General features: G+C 61.6%; 20 protein-coding genes. 6 read left to right on the top strand and 14 right to left on the bottom strand.

The annotated features are described in order from the left end of the window. The first annotated feature begins 12 nt into the window (after positions 1-12). A complete protein-coding gene (locus NKJ76_RS21200; protein ID WP_352538274.1) occupies positions 13-915 on the top strand; it encodes a DUF1259 domain-containing protein in 903 nt (300 codons plus the stop codon). Here NKJ76_RS21200 and NKJ76_RS21195 read toward each other — a convergent pair. Next, on the bottom strand, positions 912-1265 hold the full coding sequence (locus NKJ76_RS21195; RefSeq protein WP_352538273.1) for a hypothetical protein: 354 nt from the start codon (positions 1263-1265) through the stop codon (positions 912-914). The genes NKJ76_RS21200 and NKJ76_RS21195 overlap by 4 nt on opposite strands. A gap of 8 nt (positions 1266-1273) precedes the next feature. Here NKJ76_RS21195 and NKJ76_RS21190 point away from each other — a divergent pair, with 8 nt between their 5' ends. Beyond that, positions 1274-2008, top strand: coding sequence for a YncE family protein (locus NKJ76_RS21190; RefSeq protein ID WP_352538272.1), 735 nt, complete (start codon positions 1274-1276; stop codon positions 2006-2008). Here NKJ76_RS21190 and NKJ76_RS21185 read toward each other — a convergent pair. From NKJ76_RS21185 to NKJ76_RS21175, 3 genes are all read right to left on the bottom strand, one after another. Then, a complete protein-coding gene (locus NKJ76_RS21185; RefSeq protein WP_023708315.1) occupies positions 1965-2678 on the bottom strand; it encodes a HoxN/HupN/NixA family nickel/cobalt transporter in 714 nt (237 codons plus the stop codon). The two genes, NKJ76_RS21190 and NKJ76_RS21185, sit on opposite strands and share 44 nt — an antisense overlap. Positions 2679-2699: 21 nt before the next feature. Next, a complete protein-coding gene (locus NKJ76_RS21180) occupies positions 2700-3329 on the bottom strand; it encodes a DUF1007 family protein (RefSeq protein ID WP_352538333.1) in 630 nt (209 codons plus the stop codon). Between the two features lie 130 nt (positions 3330-3459). Further along, complete coding sequence (locus NKJ76_RS21175) at positions 3460-4347, bottom strand: class I SAM-dependent methyltransferase (RefSeq protein ID WP_352538271.1); 888 nt, start codon at positions 4345-4347, stop codon at positions 3460-3462. Between the two features lie 146 nt (positions 4348-4493). Here NKJ76_RS21175 and NKJ76_RS21170 point away from each other — a divergent pair, with 146 nt between their 5' ends. Further along, a complete protein-coding gene (locus tag NKJ76_RS21170) occupies positions 4494-5081 on the top strand; it encodes a TetR/AcrR family transcriptional regulator (protein ID WP_352538270.1) in 588 nt (195 codons plus the stop codon). Here the strand turns inward: NKJ76_RS21170 and NKJ76_RS21165 are convergent, their stop codons facing one another. From NKJ76_RS21165 to NKJ76_RS21120, 10 genes are all read right to left on the bottom strand, one after another. Further along, a complete protein-coding gene (locus NKJ76_RS21165) occupies positions 5082-5609 on the bottom strand; it encodes a hypothetical protein (protein WP_352538269.1) in 528 nt (175 codons plus the stop codon). 141 nt (positions 5610-5750) lie between these two features. Next, entirely contained in the window at positions 5751-6734 is a 984-nt protein-coding gene (locus NKJ76_RS21160) for an oligopeptide/dipeptide ABC transporter ATP-binding protein (protein WP_023708310.1), read from the bottom strand. Beyond that, positions 6727-7740 carry an ABC transporter ATP-binding protein gene (locus NKJ76_RS21155; RefSeq protein ID WP_352538268.1) on the bottom strand — a complete coding sequence of 338 codons (1014 nt, stop codon included), beginning with the start codon at positions 7738-7740 and terminating at the stop codon, positions 6727-6729. Before NKJ76_RS21155 ends, NKJ76_RS21160 begins: the two co-directional genes overlap by 8 nt. Further along, positions 7737-8648, bottom strand: a complete 912-nt coding sequence (locus tag NKJ76_RS21150; protein WP_352538267.1) for an ABC transporter permease — start codon at positions 8646-8648, stop codon at positions 7737-7739. Before NKJ76_RS21150 ends, NKJ76_RS21155 begins: the two co-directional genes overlap by 4 nt. Before the next feature lie 4 nt (positions 8649-8652). Next, complete coding sequence (locus NKJ76_RS21145; RefSeq protein WP_352538266.1) at positions 8653-9594, bottom strand: ABC transporter permease; 942 nt, start codon at positions 9592-9594, stop codon at positions 8653-8655. Positions 9595-9622: 28 nt separating this feature from the next. After that, a complete protein-coding gene (locus tag NKJ76_RS21140; RefSeq protein WP_352538265.1) occupies positions 9623-11185 on the bottom strand; it encodes an ABC transporter substrate-binding protein in 1563 nt (520 codons plus the stop codon). 133 nt (positions 11186-11318) lie between these two features. Then, positions 11319-11759: a YqaA family protein gene (locus NKJ76_RS21135; RefSeq protein WP_023722123.1), complete on the bottom strand. Its 441-nt coding sequence runs from the start codon at positions 11757-11759 to the stop codon at positions 11319-11321. A gap of 9 nt (positions 11760-11768) precedes the next feature. Further along, positions 11769-13091 carry an MFS transporter gene (locus tag NKJ76_RS21130; RefSeq protein ID WP_023708305.1) on the bottom strand — a complete coding sequence of 441 codons (1323 nt, stop codon included), beginning with the start codon at positions 13089-13091 and terminating at the stop codon, positions 11769-11771. 69 nt (positions 13092-13160) lie between these two features. After that, positions 13161-14498, bottom strand: a complete 1338-nt coding sequence (locus NKJ76_RS21125) for a cation diffusion facilitator family transporter (RefSeq protein ID WP_502902329.1) — start codon at positions 14496-14498, stop codon at positions 13161-13163. An 11-nt stretch (positions 14499-14509) separates the two neighbouring features. Then, positions 14510-14791, bottom strand: a complete 282-nt coding sequence (locus tag NKJ76_RS21120; RefSeq protein ID WP_023669876.1) for a metal-sensing transcriptional repressor — start codon at positions 14789-14791, stop codon at positions 14510-14512. Positions 14792-14894: 103 nt separating this feature from the next. Here NKJ76_RS21120 and NKJ76_RS21115 point away from each other — a divergent pair, with 103 nt between their 5' ends. Genes NKJ76_RS21115 through NKJ76_RS21105 form a run of 3 tightly spaced genes read left to right on the top strand, consistent with a single transcriptional unit; the run spans position 14895 to position 16752 of the window. After that, a complete protein-coding gene (locus NKJ76_RS21115) occupies positions 14895-15284 on the top strand; it encodes a hypothetical protein (protein ID WP_050590885.1) in 390 nt (129 codons plus the stop codon). 48 nt (positions 15285-15332) lie between these two features. Continuing rightward, complete coding sequence (locus NKJ76_RS21110) at positions 15333-16067, top strand: HupE/UreJ family protein (protein WP_023708302.1); 735 nt, start codon at positions 15333-15335, stop codon at positions 16065-16067. A gap of 37 nt (positions 16068-16104) precedes the next feature. Then, on the top strand, positions 16105-16752 hold the full coding sequence (locus NKJ76_RS21105; RefSeq protein ID WP_023708301.1) for a hypothetical protein: 648 nt from the start codon (positions 16105-16107) through the stop codon (positions 16750-16752). Positions 16753-16778 lie beyond the last annotated feature (26 nt).

The following is a 16778-nucleotide window of genomic DNA, read 5'->3' as shown; positions in this document are numbered from 1 at the left end:
AGGAATACCGCTATGACACTACTTACCCGCCTGGCAGTTCTCATTGCCGCCGCAACTCTCGTCACCCCCTCGTTCGCCGCCAATCCCGATTGGAGTCAAGTCGGAAAGGCGCTGGGAAAAGGAGGAACCACGCAGGCCGACGGCGTCTATAGAGTTGGCTTGCCACGAACCGACCTGAAAGTATCGCTCGATGGGGTGGCGCTGAAGCCAGGGTTTGCCCTCGGCGGTTGGATCGCGTTCGAACCAATGGGGAATCAGGCAATGGTCATGGGTGACATCGTTCTGACGCAGGACGAGGTGAACCCGGTCATGAAGAAGCTTCAAGAAGGTGGGATCGAGATCACTGCGTTGCACAACCATTTGCTGCGCGCGGAGCCAATGACCCTCTACATGCATGTCTTCGGCCAGGGCGACCCGGCCATGCTCGCCACAGCGCTTCATGCCGGGTTGGCGCTGAGCAAGACACCGATGGAGACTGCCGCGTCCGGTACCGCACAGCCGCAAACCGCCACCCAGCAGATCGAGTTCGACACGGCGGCCGTCGACAAGGCTATTGGTCATAAAGGCAAGGCCAATGGCGGCGTTTATCAGTTCACCATCCCACGAGCCGAAACGATCACGGACGGCGGCATGACCGTCCCAGTGTCGATGGGTACCGCCATTGGCATCAACTTCCAACCGACCGGAGGAGGCAAGGCGGCGATCACGGGCGATTTTGTACTGATCTCATCGGAGGTCAATCCAGTCATCAAAGCCTTGCAAGACAGCGGCATCGAGATCACGGCACTGCATAGCCACATGATCGATGAGCAGCCGCGGCTCTTCTTCATGCATTTCTGGGCGAATGACGACGCCGCCAAGCTTGCGCGCGGCCTCAAGGCGGCTCTCGACAAGATGAACCTCGCGAACAGCTAGGGTCGGGTCCGGTGCGCGCCGCCAGCGTGGCCTTTGGGCTCATCGCCACGATCCCCCTGATCGTATGCTCCGTCGACCCGGCTTTGGCGCAGCCGCCTCTGATCCTCGAGCGAACAATCCCGCTCGAAAACGTCTCGGGGCGTATCGATCACATGGCGATCGATCTTGCTGGAGGGCGACTGTTCGTCGCCGAGCTCGGTAACGACAGCGTCGATGTTGTCGACCTTCAGACCGGTAAGATCCTCCATAGGATCACCGGCCTGAAGGAGCCGCAGGGCGTCGCATATCTTGCCGGTCAGGACGTGATCGTCGTGGCCAATGGTGGTGACGGGTCCGTTCGGTTCTTTCATGCAGGAGATTGTCCTCACTGGGAACCACTGCTCTCGGCAACGATGCCGATAATGTCCGCATCGATCCGTCTTCCGGCGATGTTTTTGTTGGATATGGTGATGGCGGATTGGCCATCCTCGATCCGGCGACCCAGTCAAAGCTCGACGACATAAGACTAGCCGGCCATCCCGAAAGCTTTGAGGTCGACTCGAAAACGGGCCAGGTGTTCGCGAACGTGCCGGACGCCGGGCAGATCGCCGTCATCGACCTCAAATCGCGCAAGCAGGTGGCTACCTGGAAAATACCAGGCTTGGCGGCGAATTTTCCGATGGCGGTCGACAGCGCGGGGGGCCGGCTTGCAGTTGTGTTCCGCAGTCCGGCAAAGCTTGCCTTGCTGGATGCGGCAACTGGTGCGGTGACAGCGAGCCTCGATACCTGCGGCGATGCTGATGATGTTTTCTTCGACGGCAAGCGCGATCGAATCTATGTGAGCTGCGGAGACGGCGTGATCGACGTTGTCCAGCGCAGCCCAAAAGGGCTCGTGCCGGTCGAACGTGTAGCAACTTCCAGCGGAGCCCGGACCTCGCTCTTCGCACCGGAACTCGATCGCCTCTTTGTTGCCGCGCGTGCCGGATGGCTTGGATCCGGGGCCGCTATTCTCGAATTCCGCCCTTCGCCATCATGTCGATCAGGCATCGGTCGCCCAAGTCAAAAACCTCTTAGTTCGACGAGATCTGCCACACGGCTACGCCAGCTAGAATGAGGCCGGCGATACCTTCGATGGCCCTGGATATGATATCAAACAGGCGTGGCCGGCTGTCGAAGAAATGCACCAGCCGTTCCCGAAACAGGATCGATAACACCGCCACGCAGGACAGGGTCAGCGCCACGCCAACCATCATGGTAATTGCAAACAGGATGCCGGCGAGCGGAACACCTCTGGATATTGCGAAGGTCATCACAAAAAGTGTCAGCGGGCATGGGATCAAGCCGGCCATCACACCCACAGCCTCGCCTTCATGCTTGTGGTGATGACCATGGCTCAGAGCGCGCCAGAGCATCCAGATACCAATCAGGCCAAGCAAGCCGCGGCTGACGTCTTCCAGTAGAGGCGCACGGCCAACACTTCCCAAGGCAATCGATACCAACGGCAACGAGAGCGCCGCGATCAGCACCGCGATCGTCACATGTGTAAAGGAAAGCGTCAGCGACACCAGAAGACCGCGCGAAACCTTTGCATCCGAACCGGCCAAATACGTGGCCAGGACGGCTTTGCTGTGACCCGGCGTCAGGGCATGCGCCGCACCGAACAATACGCCCATCGGCAGAAAGGCCATGAAGGCGAACCAGCCGCCGCCGGCCGAAAGCAGTTTGATCTGCTCGGCCAGCGCCAGGTAGATCGTGCGCTGGAATTCGACAAGCGTCTGGAACATGGCCATCGAAACGGTTCCGCTTCAGCCGCACGTCAATTCAAGGCGCGTCGCGAAAATCTTGCCGAGATCGGTCCCCGTCGGGTCACTGAAGAACGCATCCGTCAGGCTCTTCTGGTTCTGCGCGATGGCCGTGTCCGGATCTGGACGCACGACCGCGCGCGAGCAGCCTTGAGGCAGGCCAGCCACCGCAATCTTGTCGTCGTCGGTAAAATCGATCGCTGTGTAGAAGGTCGGGTCGTAGACGCCGATGCTGACTTTTCCAGCAAGAGCCAACGGGTCCTTCGGCTGCGTTTCGAACTGGACGACGAGTTGATCGTTTTCATAGCTGACGCTAAATTTCGGCGGTGGCGCCATAGCCACGTCCTTGCCATTCAAGGTCACCATCTGAAAGTAGTTGTACTCGGCCAGCGACGCATGGACGGTGAGAGCGACTTCATCGAGTTCCTTGGCATCAAGGACAAGGTCGGAATTCTTGTCGAATTCCATCAGCACAGTGCTGGAAAAGAGGTCGTCGAAACGCCAGGAGTGCCGAAGCGACTTGACCGTCCTGTCTGGACCGACGGTCAGGTCCAGCTTCGCCTCGGCAAACACATGCGGATGGGCGTTCGCCACCGCCGCGGAAGCGAGCAACAGCGCCGCGCCTGATATCATGCCAGTCAGTCGCATTTTTCGCTCACATCTTGCTCGTCGATTCCGCATCAGGCAGGACACCTGCCATTGCAAGCAGGCCGAAATGGGACATGCCCGAACAGGTCGCCATGCAACTAGCGTCTGAGCATGATCACGGCGACGCTCGTTCCGGTTGGTCCTTGTTCGTCGTCGCGCGAATATAGTTCAGGTTCTTGGTACCGACGGCGCCGATATCGCTGACCTGGAATCCGCTCTCGGTCAACAGCGAGGCGACCGAATGCATATCGACATGACCATGTTTGTGGAGCCCGGGCAATCTGGACTTGCGCACCGGCCTGCCGAAATCGATGAGCAACAGCCGGCCTGCTGGCTTCAAGACGCGTGCCGCCTCGCGGATGAAGGCCGATCGAACGGGCTTCGACAGGTGATGCAGCATCAGCGTGCCGACGCAGATGTCGAATTGCGCGTCTTTGAAGGGAAGCTCCTGCGCCGTCCCGTTGACGAAAGTCAGATCGAGACCGGACCGCTCGGCCTTGGCGCGCGCCCTCTCGATCATTTCGGCCGACGCATCGACGCCGGTGACGCTTCCGTCCGAACCAACCAGCCGCTTCGCGGCAATGGCAAGGGTTCCCGTTCCACAGGCGACATCGAGCATCGCTTCGCCGGGCTGGAGCTTTGCCGGGCGAAGCATGAACTCGCGAAACCGGCCCTCGCGGCCAAAGGTCAGAACACGCGCAAGCAAATCATAGGCCGCCGCCCGGTGCAGGACGATGCCGATGCCCCTGTCGCTCGCGCTTTGCGCGCCGTTGCCGACGAGCCCTCTGTGACGCAGGCTGCCCCACAGCGCCAATCCCGCGATCGCCGCAAGGACGAGTCCGTGGAAAGCCGTCGTCCAGGCGCCGGCCTGAACATAGCCCATGCCCAATTTGGCCAGGACGAGGAAGCCGGCGACCAGCGACAGCTTCGCAAGCAGGGCCAGTGCTATCACCCTCTTGCGCGAATGCGATTCGTTACCGGCGTGATGATCAGATGAGTGCATGTCTGGCGACCTTCTGCTTCATTGCGGTGTGCCCAAACCCGATTTGAGCTCCTGGACTTGGCGTATCATAATGGACACAATGTCTGGAAATGCTGTTGTCAGACACCGGAGCTCCGAATGTCCGAAACCGGGCAGTGTAGAGGGCCATGGCCATGAAAATCGAACGGGCGGGCGAGCGGAACACGATCGATCGACGCGTCGCGCGGACGCGCGGCCTGCTGCAGGACGCGCTCATAGCCTTGATCCCGGAGCAGGGATATGTGGCCATCACGGTCGAGGACATTTGCCAGAGGGCAAATATTGGCAGGTCGACCTTCTATACCCACTGTGCCGACAAGGATGCTCTGCGCAGCGCGACCATCGAGACGCATCTGCGGTCGATAGGCCGCAGGCGCGAGGCGGCGAGTCAAGAAACAGGTGGCCGCCTGTTCGAGTTCAGCTTGCCCATGTTCGAGCACGCCCATGCATTCCGACGGCTTCACCACGCATTGCTTGCAAGCACCGGCGATACGATCCACGACGAATTGCGCGAGCGTATCCGGCGAGCCGTCCGGGAAGAACTCGTCGAGAAACGGATCGGCGATCGCGGCATGCCTGCCGAATTCGCCATTCAGTTCATCGCCGGAGCATTTCTCGCGGTCCTCGCCTGGTGGGTCGCCACCGACATGAACCTTTCACCGACACAGGCAGATGATCTGTTCCAGAGGATGGCGGGAAAAGGCATCGGCGTGTGACTAGTCGTCGGCTATCGAGCTTGCAATAATCGAATCCGATCGCCCCATGTCGACCGGCGATGTCAAATGGACAAGCTGTTTTCGATTGCCCGCAATCAATATGTAGAGTTTGGAGACCTGATCTCCATTCCGGTTCTCGCCGATTTTTTCGGCGTCCGTCCGGGCGAAGAAACGCTCTTCGAATGCCGTGCGGTCGACGCCGAACAGCCTTATGGAGCAGGTCTGCACGGCCTTGCCTTCCAAGGTGGCTTTGGTCACCGCGATCATGGTTCCGGCTGGTAGATCGCCGCCCGTCACGGCCCAGCCTTGGAAGGCATCGACGTCATCAACCGGCGCAAGCCCAGCTTCACCGGACAACGGTGTCCAGCCGCGTTTTCTGGCGGTGGCGGCGGTTCGTTCGAAGTCGGCTCCATGCGCAAGACAGGTCTCGTGAAAAGCTTCGAGCGCCAGATCGACATTGTCGGCATACACCAGGGGTGATGCCAAGCACCCGCTCGCAAGCATCAGGAAAAAATAAGCTTTCAGCATTGAACCGCACCTCGGGGCTGGAAAACGAGGTAATCCAATCATCAAGCAGGAAATGGTGCCTTCGCGACCGCAGTCAAGAAGCCCAGTCCTTGCGCGGCATCGAACGGTCGAAGACCGCCTCGGCAGTTGAACGCCTGTTTTTCAGATGACCGGCCGACGGCCGCTATCGGCCAGGTGACAAGCGGCAACGCCGCCATGCGGCACGGATCGCAACAACGGTTCCTCGACCCGGCAGACATCGATCGCCACCGGACAGCGCGTGTTGAACCGGCACCCCGGAGGTGGCGCGCTCGGACTTGGCGGATCGCCGGCTAGAATGATCCGGCGGCGCCCGGCTTCGATGCGAGGATCGGGAGAAGGAACAGCCGACAGCAGCGCCTGACTGTAAGGATGGGCCGGCTGACGAAACAGCGGCCGGGTCGCGCCAGCTTCCGAAATGCGGCCGAGATACATCACCGTCACGTTCGAGCAGACTTCGCGCACGATCGCCAGGTCATGCGCCACAATGACGATGGTCAGACCAAGCTGCTTTTGCAACGACGTAAACAGGTTGACGATCTGCGCCCGGATCGAAACATCGAGCGCGCTCAGCGGTTCGTCGCAGACCAATATGGATGGTTTGAGGGCGAGTGCGCGCGCAATCGAAACACGCTGGCGCTGGCCGCCTGACAGCGAGCGTGGGAGACGGTCGAGCACGGTCTCAGGCAGCGCCACCAGGTCCAGAAGCTCGGCGATGCGGCGGCGGCGCTCGACTGATGAGCCGAAGCGATGGATCTGCAGCGGCTCCTCGAGCGTCTGATAGACGCTCTGGCGGCGGCTCATCGACCCCAACGGATCCTGGAAGACGAACTGGACTTCGCGGCTGAACGACTTTCTGTCCGATTTCAGCCATTCGGCGCGATCTCTGCCCCCAATCAGGACAGTGCCCTCGCTCTCCTTCTGCAGGCCGACGATGGTGCGCGCCAGCGTGGTTTTGCCACAACCGGACTCGCCGACAATGCCGTGGAACGCTCCGCGCGCGACGGTCAGGTCTATGCCGTCGACCGCCCTCACCGCGCCGGTGCCCGAGCGGTTGGCGAAATGCACCTTCAATCCCCTGACTTCGATCGCCGCGACATCAGACATGAACGGCAATCCCTTCCTGCCGAAGCACGACCGGGCAGGCGACGCGATGCGGATTTGCCGAGATCGATATCGTCTGAAGCGGAGGTCGGTGTTTTCGGCAACCGGCTTCGACCAATTCGCAGCGGTCGGCGAAACGGCAACCCGGCTCCAGCCTGATCTGGCTTGGCGGCAGGCCCGGTATCTCGCGCGTAGCCACATTGTCGTCAGCACGAAAATCCGGCACCGATGCGAGCAGCCCACGCGTATAGGGATGGACCGGCTGGGTCAGCACATCCATCGCCGTCCCCTCCTCCGCCACCTGTCCGGCGTAAAGCACGATGACGCGGTCGGCGACGGAAGCAACCACGCCGATGTCGTGCGTGATCAGCACGACCGCGATGCCGTCCTCGCGCTGGATCTGGCGAATGAGCTCCAGAATTTGCGCCTGGACGGTGGCGTCCAGCGCCGTAGTCGGCTCGTCGGCAATCAGCACGCGCGGCCGGGCCGCAAGCGCCAGCGCGATCATCGCGCGTTGCAGCATGCCGCCCGACATTTCGTGCGGATAGCGATTGTAGCGATCCTCAGGGTCCGGAATGCCGGAGCGTGCCAGAAGCGAAACCGCTTGCTTGCGCGCAGCGTCACGCGACAGGCCGGCGAAGCGGCGCGCCTGGCGCGCCAGTTGCGGGCCGATTTTCAGCATCGGGTTGAGCGCGCTCATCGGGTCCTGGAAAATCACGCCGAAATAGCGTCCGCGCAGATCGGACAATTGCCGGGAACCGATGCTGAGCAGTTCGCTTCCGTCGGCTCGCGCCGAACCCCTCATGTCCACCGTCACACCCTCGGGCAGCAGGCCGAGGGGGCCGAGCGTCATGACGGTCTTTCCCGAACCGCTTTCGCCGACGACCGCGACCGTTTCTCCAGGACGGACGCTGAACGACACCCCGTCTACCGCCCGCACCGAAACGGTGGTGGCGTAGAGATCGATGACCAAGTTCTCGATCGAGTAGATCGGCTGATCGTCTCTCATCCTGAAGTCGTCCCGGTTTCGACGGCGTTGCGTTCCGTCTCTTCACGGGCGCGCGCCAGCTTTCTTTTACGCAGCGTTCTGCCGCGAACTGGCCGTGGCACCTTTTGCAACGCGAAGGCTTCGCCAAGCAGATTGAAGCTGACGACGACAAGTGTCAGTGCGAGGCCGGGCAGCACGACAAGGCGTGGAACCTCCTCGATGTAGCTCATGCCGTCGACGAGCATCTGGCCCCATTCCGGTGTCGGGGGTGCAACGCCAAGGCCAAGGAAGCTGAGCGTCGCGATGGCCAGCACAAGGGCGCCGGCGTCGGCGCTTGCATAAACGACGACGAGAGCCATCACGTGCGGCAGGATATGCCGAACGAATATCCACAGATGGCCAGCGCCCATGACCCTGGCCGCCTCGATATAGGGCTGCTGCAGCTCGGCCGTGACGACGGCGCGGCTCATGCGGGCATAGTTCGCCCACCACGCCAAGGTGAGCGCTGTGATCATCGACCAATAGCCGGTGCCCAGAATGCCGATCAGCGCCAGCGCGATCACCAGGCTCGGAAGCGCCAGCGCAATGTCGATGATGCTGATCAGCACGAGTTCGACACGGCCGCCGACATAGCCGGCGAAGGAGCCGATCGTCACGCCGATCGCCAGAGCGGCGACAAGCACGATGACCATGGCCACCAAGGAGATGCGCGCGCCACCGATGATGCGGCTCAAGACGTCACGGCCGAGATAGTCGGTGCCGAGCCAGTGGCTCCAGCTCACGCCCTCAAGTGTCGCAGAATAGTCCTGTGCGCTTGGGTCGTAAGGCATGATCACCGGAGCGAAGATGCCGACCAGCACAAAGCCGATGACGGGGAGCAGTACCAGCCACGGCCAGTCCTTGATGTCCCTGATTGCGGAAATGTTCATCGCCTCATGCTCCCCGCGCCCGGCGCATTCGCGGATCCACAACGATGCAAATCATGTCGACAATGAAATTGACCATGACGAAGAAGACGACAAACAGCAGCAGCACCGACTGCATGCCGATGAAGTCGCGGAAGCGTATCGCCTCGATGAAGAAGGCACCGACGCCGCGCAATGCAAACACCGTCTCGACGACGATCGATCCGATGATCATCAGCGTGAACTGCGCCCCGAATGTCGTCAGGAACGGAATGGCGATATTGGGCAGCGCCTCGCGCAGCAGCACCTGCGTTCTGGTGTAGCCCTTGGCGAATCCTGTCGTCGCAAACGGCCGCGACATCGCTTCCTGGAGGTTGACCCGAACGACGCGGCTTAGCACCGACGCCGGGAACAACGCGATCGTCACCCATGGCAGAAGCCATGAGGTCAAGCCGCTGGTGCCGAAGGTGGGCACCCAGCCAAGCATCACCGAAAACACGATGACCAGCAGCGCCGCCACGAAGAAGTTCGGGGTCGATGCGCCGATAAGGGAAAATGCGTGCAGAAACCTGTCCATGAAGCCGCCATTGCTGACGGCCCCGGCAATGCCAAGCGTGATCGACAGGACGAAGGCGAGAACACCGCCGCCGGCAAGCAGCGCCGCCGTCATCGGAATGCGGGCGGCAAACTCCTGAGAAATCGGCTTTCCCGTTCGCAACGAAATGCCGAAATCGCCGGCCAGTGCGCTGGCCAGCCAGCGTCCATAGCGGATCGGCAGCGGGTCATGAAGGCCAAGCTCGTTGCCGATCCTGGTGATCATTTCGGCGTCCGCGCCGGGGCCCGCCGCACGCTCGGCAATCAGCGCCGCAACATTGCCCGGCGCCGCCGCAACCAGGGCGAATGTCAGCGCGGATGCCGCCAGGATCAAAAGGCAGGCAAGCAGCATCCGTCGCAGGATCGTGCGTTTCATCGTCAGGCCTCGCTTGGGCTCGAAGTCTTCAGGCCTTCAGCGTGATCGCCTTGAACGGCAGATCATAGTCGGTCGCCGGGAGCGAGAAATTCTCCGCGCGCGGATTGTGGGCCCACAGTCTCTGGCTGACGACGAGAGGACAGATGGCGGTGTTGTCGTGGAGCCAGTCGTAGAGGGCCTGCATCTTCAGGTCGCGTTCGGCGCCGCTCGCCTCGAGCGCAGCCTTGACGACGCCGTCGAGCGCGTCGGAGACGTAGATCTTGCCGTCAGGGCCGCTGTCGGCGGTCGAGACGAAGGCGTTGCCCAGCGTGCCGTGCGGATCGTAGGGCGCTCCGTAGGTGGTGAAGAAAGCCAGGTCATAGTTGAAGGCCGGACGCCGTTCATGCATGGTGGCATTGTCCACCGAGGACACCTGGACCTGGAAACCGACCTCGGACAACTGACCCTGGATCATTTCGGCGATGCGCCGCGATCCCGGCAGGGACTCTTCGGAAACGAGAAAATCGATGGTCAGTGGAGAGCCGGCCTTGGTCCAGGCACCACCGCTGTCGACCCAGCCGCCATCGGCAAGGATCTTCTTGGCCGCCGCCACGTCGCGCACCGGCACGTCATGCCGCTTGCCCGAGGAAGGCACGTTCGCCGGGAACAGATCGGCGGCCGGGTCGGCAAAGCCCTCGAACAGCACCTTGGCGATCGCCGCCCGGTCGACCGATGCATAGACGGCGTCACGGACGGCCTTGTCGGCGATGATCTTCGACTTCGGCGAATAGCCGAGCAGCATCGTCGCCGTGCCCGGTTCGGCCACGACCTTCATGCCGTCGCTTTCAAGTGCGCGAGCGCGGCGCGGCGACAGCGTCGCCACCCAGTCGCCACCGATGACATCGAGGTCGCCTGAGCGCAGACCATTGGCGCGAGCGAGTTCGTCCGGAACCACCTTCAATTCCATGCGGCTGAAGAGCGGCTTCTCGCCCCAGTATTTATCGTTGCGAATGAGGGTGGTGCCGCTCGAATCGTATTTTTCGACGATCCACGGTCCGGTGCCGATCGGCGCCGTCTGCTTGCCATCCTTGTCGACCGCCTTGGGCGACAGGAAACGGACGGGCCGCACGATGGTGAGTTCAAGCAGTGCCGCCGGCACTGGCCGCTTCAGCTTGACCGTCAACTTGTTCGGTCCATCGGTGACGATGCTATCGAAAGCGTCGGAGATGCCGATCCATGAAAAGTCGCTCACCCCCAACCAGCGCTTGAGGTTCCATTCGGCCGCAGCCGAGTCAAACGGTGTGCCGTCGCTGAAAGTCACGCCTTCACGCAGATCGAAAGCGATTGACAATTGATCGTCCGCGACAGTCCATTTGGTGGCAAGTCCCGGCTCAAGCGCGCCGTTCTGGCCGTAGTGGATCAGCGCATCGAAGACGATGGTGTAGGTGCTCAGCGTCGACACGTTCTGCAGCAAATCGAGATCGCCGGTCTCCGCGGCGATGGCAATCTTCAGCGTGTCGTTGGTTTCGGAGAAGGCGCTGCGTGGCAGCGCGGCGGCGAAGGCAAGTCCGGCAGTGGAAACAAGGAAATTGCGGCGGTCGAGAGTGATCATGTCAGTTCCCCATTTTTTTGATTGATTTTGAATCATGCTAACTCGGATATGCGATATGTCTATACTTATTCGGTCTGCGTCGGCTCAAGAGAAAGGTCGGAAGCGATGGTCGCGAATGTGTTGCCATGAGCCGCTACATCCAGCTCAGTGTCACCGCCGCGAGCGCTAGGTAGCGGCCAACCTTCGCGATCGTGACGATCACGAGGAAGCTCCAGAACGGCTCCCGCAGGACGCCCGCCACGATCGTCAGCGGATCGCCGACGAGGGGCAACCAGCTCAACAGCAGCGACCATCGTCCATAGCGCTGGTACCATCGCGTCGCGCGCGTCAGTGCGGAGGGCTTCACCGGGAACCATTTGCGGTCGCGAAAGTGATCGACGCCCCGGCCAAGCCACCAATTGACGATCGAGCCGAGCACATTGCCTGCGCTTGCGGAGACGATGAGCAGAGCCGGAGCATAGCTTTCCGTCAGAAGCAGTCCCGCAAGGGCTGCTTCTGATTGCATCGGCAGGATTGTAGCCGCCACGAACGCGGTCAGAAAAAGACCGCCATAGACGGCGAGATCGCCAGGCATGCCGGGCGCTCAACTTGCTTTTGGCCATTGCGGGTGCCGATCATCGACAACGTAACCATGCGAATGCTCATAGCCTGCTTCCGACCATACCGCGTCGCCGATGTGCCGGTCGTCTTTGGGCAGATCGACATGCGTGTGCACAAGCACGTCCGGATCGTGTTTCGGCCACAGCCAGATCGCGGCAATCAGGGCGGCGGCGCCCATGACGCCAAGCAGAATGAATGTGAAGGGCAATCCCATTGCCGCCCCGACGCGGCCGGCAATCGGATAGGTGATCAGCCAGCAGGCATGAGACAGTGCGAATTGAGCGGCAAACAGAGCGGGCCGATCGACGGCATCGGCGGAACGCCTGATCAATCTGCCCGTTGGCGTCTGCGCCAGTGAATAGCCGAGCCCGAGCACGAACCAGAGCGGCAGCAGCAGATAGTAGCTGCTGGCGAGAGGCCCTATCAGCACCCCGGCGACCAGTATCGCGGCGCCCGAGAGCATCGCAACCCGGTCCGGTACGTTCTCAAGCAACCGCGGCAGGGCAAGAGCTGCAATCATCGATCCACCGCCAAAGGCTGCGAGCGCCAGCGCCGTGTCGGTTTGGGAGAGGCCAAATTGCGCCTGCACCAGGACCACCGTGTTGACGATCACCATGGCGCTGGCCGCCGCGACGGCAAGATTAAGGGCCAGCAGGCCGCGCAAACGCGGCGTCGCCAGATAGATGCGGATCCCGCGCGTCGTGCGTTCATAGATGCCGCGCGGCTCCGAGGGCTGCGGGCTGGGCAGAACCACAGAGACGACCAGAGCCGCTGACGCCAGGAACCCGACAACCGTGCCGGCGAACAGGCTATGGAAGCTTATGACTGAAAGCAGCGCCGCCGCGAGGATGGGGCTGACGACGCTTTCCAGGTCGTAGGCCAGTCGCGAGAGCGACAAGGCCCGTGTGTAGTCCTTCTCTTTGGGCAGCACGTCAGGGATCGAAGCCTGGAACGTCGGGGTGAAGCCTGCTGACGCCGACTGCAGGATGAAGATGAGAAGATATATCTGCCAGACTTCGGTGACGAAGGGCAGGAACACGGCGACCCCTGCCCTGATGAGGTCGAGCGAAACCAGCATGGTACGGCGTGGCAGGCGCTCGGCGAACGCGGCAGCAACGGGTGCCACGCCGACATAGGCGATCATCTTGATGGCGAGCGCCGTGCCGAGCACCGCGCCGGCATCGGCGCCGGCAAGGTCATAGGCCAGCAGCCCGAGCGCCACGGTGGCAAGGCCAGTGCCAATCAGGGCGATGACCTGGGCCAGGAAGAGATGACGGTAGGTGCGATTGGCCAAGACCTGAAGCATATTTTTGTCTTCTTGCAGTTCGAGACGGCTCGTCGAGCCAGAGACGGAGTACGAGCCGGCACACGGATCTCAGTGATGGTGGCCTTCGGGTTCGACCATCTTGAACGGCAGCACCTGTTCGCGATCCTTGGCCTTCAGGACCAGTCTTGCCTCGAATTCATGCGGCTCGGCAGGGGCCAACGTGCTCTCAAGGCGATGATGATTGTCGGCGACAGGATCGAGGTGCAACGTCTCCGGCCCCTCTGGCCGGTCGATGATCACCGTCGCCGTCAAATCGTCGGCGTGCCGGTCGATCGTCAGACGCATCCGCTCGCCGGCAGGCGTGTCGACGATCTCCAGTGTCCCCGCAGCCAGATCGCAGTCGACCTTGAACGGCTCCGGCGCATGATGACCATGAGCGTGAGAGGGTTCCGTGCCCTTTTCGGCAGATCCGGCCGGGCTTTCCAGACGCACATTCGCTTCCGCCAACGCCGGCAAGTGGGCGAACAGTTCCTCCTTGAGGGCTTCGGTGACGCCCAGCACATCCTTAGCCGTCGCCGCGTCGGCGATACTGATGGCGACGTCGGCATGCAGGCGGTGGCCGATCCAGCGCGCCTGCACGCTTTGGACACGTTCGATACCGGGCACGTGCTCGGCGGCATGATGGATTTCATCGACGATGCCGGGCTCGACACCGTCGAGCATGCGCGTGAGGACTGCCTTCGAAGACTGCCAGACGATCGCGAAGATGGCCACCGTGATCAAGAGCCCGATGATCGGATCGGCCAGCGGAAACCCCAGCCATACGCCGATAGCACCCAGCACAACCGCCAGACTGGTAAAGCCGTCGGTGCGCGCATGGTAGCCATCCGCGATCAGCGCCGCGCTGTTGATCTCGCGGCCGACCCGGATACGGAACACTGCAACGGCTTCGTTGCCTAAGAAACCGACGATGCCGGCTATGGCGACCCAGCCGAGAAATGCGATCGGCTGCGGATTGATCAACCGGTCGATCGCCTCGTAGCCGGCAACGATGGCGCTGAACAGGATGATGAGGACAATCAGAATTCCGGCCAGATCCTCGACGCGGCCCAGCCCGTAGGTGAACGTCTTGCTCGGTTGGCGACGGGCCAGCATGAAGGCGACCCACAATGGGATGGCGGTGACCGCGTCGCCGACATTGTGGATCGTGTCGGCCAGCAGTGCCACGCTGCCGGAGAGGAACACGACCACGAGCTGAAGCGCCGCCGTGATGGCCAGAACGACGAATGACCATTTGATCGCCCAGATGCCGCGCGTAGTCGTGGCGATCGTCGGGTCGATGACGCCATGGGTGTGACCATGGCCGCCCTCGCCGTGATCATGTCCGTGGCCGCCCATGCCATGCGTCATCGGGCCGAATCCGAACCAATCGCGAACTTTGTCCATTATGGCGCTTCTCACAGGTACTTGGTGATATCTTTGAACTCGTCGATCGAGCGGCGCTGCTCGAGCGCCAGCGGTCCGACGACGTCCTCAAGGCAGTGGTTGAGGTGGTCTTGGATCAGCGTCTTCTTCGCCTGGGCGATGGCCTTCTCCACGGCATGAAGTTGCTGGGCGATGTCGAGGCACGGTCGGCCGGCCTCGATCATCTCGACGATCCCGCGCAGATGGCCGTCGGCGCGCTTCAGCCGCTTGATGATGGCAGGATGGGTTTCGTGGACGTGGGGACGCTCATTCATGCCTTGATGCTATCCCCCCAGAGAGGATATTCCAAGCCTCAAAGTGGCCTCGATTCTGGTGCACGCAACCATTCGTTAGGATTTTAGAGAATAATCGTTAAGCATGCCGAATTGGATCCATAGCGCAGCCTTTCGCCTCGTCATCGCTTTCGCGATGGCGCTCGGCATGCTGCTGTCGCCTATGGGCGGTTCGGTCTCGCACGATCCCATCGCGCTCGCTGCCGCCGAGGCCGACCGTCACGCCGAACTGGCGGGACAGATCGAAGCCCACGGGCACGTCCACGATGACGGTGCAACCGAGGAGCAGGGATCCGGCCATTCTCACGGCCACAATCCCGCCGACCACTCGCACGAGACGGCGAGCACGCTTCCGGACTTTTCGCCGACCGTCCCTGCGGCCGGGCGGACCTGGGTGATTTATCCGCCGTCCTTGTCCGATCCGGAAGCAAGTTCCCGGCTCGATCGCCCTCCGAGACCGATCCTCACCGCATGATCGCGGCCGCATGCGCGGCCACCCTCAACGACGAAGATTGGAATTCTCATGCAAGGATCCTGCTATCAGGGCCTGCCATGCTCGCCTTGCGCGCGCTGGCGACCCGCCCTACCTGTGTTGCTCGCTCTCCTGACCCTCCCATTGTTTGGGGGAGCTGCCCTCGCCCATGCCGTTGCCGAAGGCGACAAGGGCTATATCCAGGAGATCACGGGCATCAATCTGCTGCCCTTCATCTATCTCGGCGCCAAGCACATGGTGACGGGATACGACCACATCCTGTTTCTGTTCGGCGTGATCTTCTTCCTCTACCGGATGAAGCACATTGGCATCTATGTGAGCCTGTTCGCGCTCGGCCATTCCACGACCATGCTGCTTGGCGTCTATTTCAACGTTGGCATCAACAGCTACATCATCGACGCGATCATCGGCCTGTCGGTCGTCTACAAGGCGCTCGACAATATGGGCGGTTTCCAGAGGTGGCTCGGTTTCCAGCCGAACACCAAGATCGCGACCCTGATCTTCGGCTTTTTCCACGGCTTTGGCCTGTCGACGAAGATCATCGAATACAACATCTCGCCCGACGGGCTAGTGCCCAATCTTCTTGCCTTCAACGTCGGCGTTGAGATTGGCCAGCTTCTGGCGCTCGCTGCCATCCTTATTGTCATGGGCTACTGGCGCCGGACCGATAGTTTCTGGCGCCACGCATACACCGCCAACACCATCATGATGACCGCCGGGTTTGTGCTGATCGGCTATCAGCTCACCGGCTGGGTCGTCTCCTGAACCTCCAAGTAAAGATCCACAAAAAAGGAATTCTCCTATGTATAATACCGACATCCCGACCCGCGCCGAGCTGCCGACATCCATGCAGCTCCTTCGGTCTACCGTCATCGCAATTCTCGCGGCAGCTGCCATCCTTGTGACCATCGTGCTGCCGGCCGAATACGCCATCGATCCCACCGGCGTTGGGCGAGCGCTCGAGCTCACCGAGATGGGCGAGATCAAGACACAACTCGCCGAAGAGGCCGAGCAGGACCGCCTTCGCGAACTGCAGAACGGCACTCCGACCGCAGTGCCAGCCCGAGATCAGCAGTCGAGTCTTCTGGAGCGCGTCTTCGCTGAACTGGTGATTGGTTCCGCCTCTGCCCAGGAACTCCGGACGGACGAAATGTCGGTCACCCTGAAGCCCGGCGAAGGAGCTGAGATCAAGCTCGTCATGGCCAAGGGCGCACAGGCAAAATACTCTTGGACGGCCAATGGCGCGGCGGTGAACTTCGACACCCATGGTGACGGCGGCGGCGAAAACATTTCATACGAGAAGGGACGCGGGGCTGCAGAGGACGAGGGCGTACTTGAGGCAGCGTTTGACGGCAATCACGGTTGGTTCTGGCGTAACCGCACCGATGCCGACGTCACCGTGACGCTGAAGACGAACGGTGCCTACACCGACATCAAACGGATGATGTGAACGATACGTCAATCTTATCCGGCGCC

The sequence above is a fragment of the Mesorhizobium sp. M0029 genome (assembly GCF_040323735.1).
In the GTDB taxonomy this organism is placed as follows: Bacteria; Pseudomonadota; Alphaproteobacteria; order Rhizobiales; family Rhizobiaceae; genus Mesorhizobium.
Note: the sequence above shows the minus strand (reverse complement) of the source record. Positions and strands in the feature narration are given on the sequence as shown.

Coding starts and splice junctions, on each gene's coding strand:
- NKJ76_RS21200 (WP_352538274.1), top strand. CDS start 13: ATGACACTACTTACCCGCCTGGCAGTTCTCATTGCCGCCGCAACTCTC.
- NKJ76_RS21195 (WP_352538273.1), bottom strand. CDS start 1,265: ATGAAAGAACCGAACGGACCCGTCACCACCATTGGCCACGACGATCAC.
- NKJ76_RS21185 (WP_023708315.1), bottom strand. CDS start 2,678: ATGTTCCAGACGCTTGTCGAATTCCAGCGCACGATCTACCTGGCGCTG.
- NKJ76_RS21180 (WP_352538333.1), bottom strand. CDS start 3,329: ATGATATCAGGCGCGGCGCTGTTGCTCGCTTCCGCGGCGGTGGCGAAC.
- NKJ76_RS21175 (WP_352538271.1), bottom strand. CDS start 4,347: ATGCACTCATCTGATCATCACGCCGGTAACGAATCGCATTCGCGCAAG.
- NKJ76_RS21170 (WP_352538270.1), top strand. CDS start 4,494: ATGGCCATGAAAATCGAACGGGCGGGCGAGCGGAACACGATCGATCGA.
- NKJ76_RS21165 (WP_352538269.1), bottom strand. CDS start 5,609: ATGCTGAAAGCTTATTTTTTCCTGATGCTTGCGAGCGGGTGCTTGGCA.
- NKJ76_RS21160 (WP_023708310.1), bottom strand. CDS start 6,734: ATGTCTGATGTCGCGGCGATCGAAGTCAGGGGATTGAAGGTGCATTTC.
- NKJ76_RS21155 (WP_352538268.1), bottom strand. CDS start 7,740: ATGAGAGACGATCAGCCGATCTACTCGATCGAGAACTTGGTCATCGAT.
- NKJ76_RS21150 (WP_352538267.1), bottom strand. CDS start 8,648: ATGAACATTTCCGCAATCAGGGACATCAAGGACTGGCCGTGGCTGGTA.
- NKJ76_RS21145 (WP_352538266.1), bottom strand. CDS start 9,594: ATGAAACGCACGATCCTGCGACGGATGCTGCTTGCCTGCCTTTTGATC.
- NKJ76_RS21140 (WP_352538265.1), bottom strand. CDS start 11,185: ATGATCACTCTCGACCGCCGCAATTTCCTTGTTTCCACTGCCGGACTT.
- NKJ76_RS21135 (WP_023722123.1), bottom strand. CDS start 11,759: ATGCCTGGCGATCTCGCCGTCTATGGCGGTCTTTTTCTGACCGCGTTC.
- NKJ76_RS21130 (WP_023708305.1), bottom strand. CDS start 13,091: ATGCTTCAGGTCTTGGCCAATCGCACCTACCGTCATCTCTTCCTGGCC.
- NKJ76_RS21125 (WP_502902329.1), bottom strand. CDS start 14,498: ATGGACAAAGTTCGCGATTGGTTCGGATTCGGCCCGATGACGCATGGC.
- NKJ76_RS21120 (WP_023669876.1), bottom strand. CDS start 14,791: ATGAATGAGCGTCCCCACGTCCACGAAACCCATCCTGCCATCATCAAG.
- NKJ76_RS21115 (WP_050590885.1), top strand. CDS start 14,895: ATGCCGAATTGGATCCATAGCGCAGCCTTTCGCCTCGTCATCGCTTTC.
- NKJ76_RS21110 (WP_023708302.1), top strand. CDS start 15,333: ATGCAAGGATCCTGCTATCAGGGCCTGCCATGCTCGCCTTGCGCGCGC.
- NKJ76_RS21105 (WP_023708301.1), top strand. CDS start 16,105: ATGTATAATACCGACATCCCGACCCGCGCCGAGCTGCCGACATCCATG.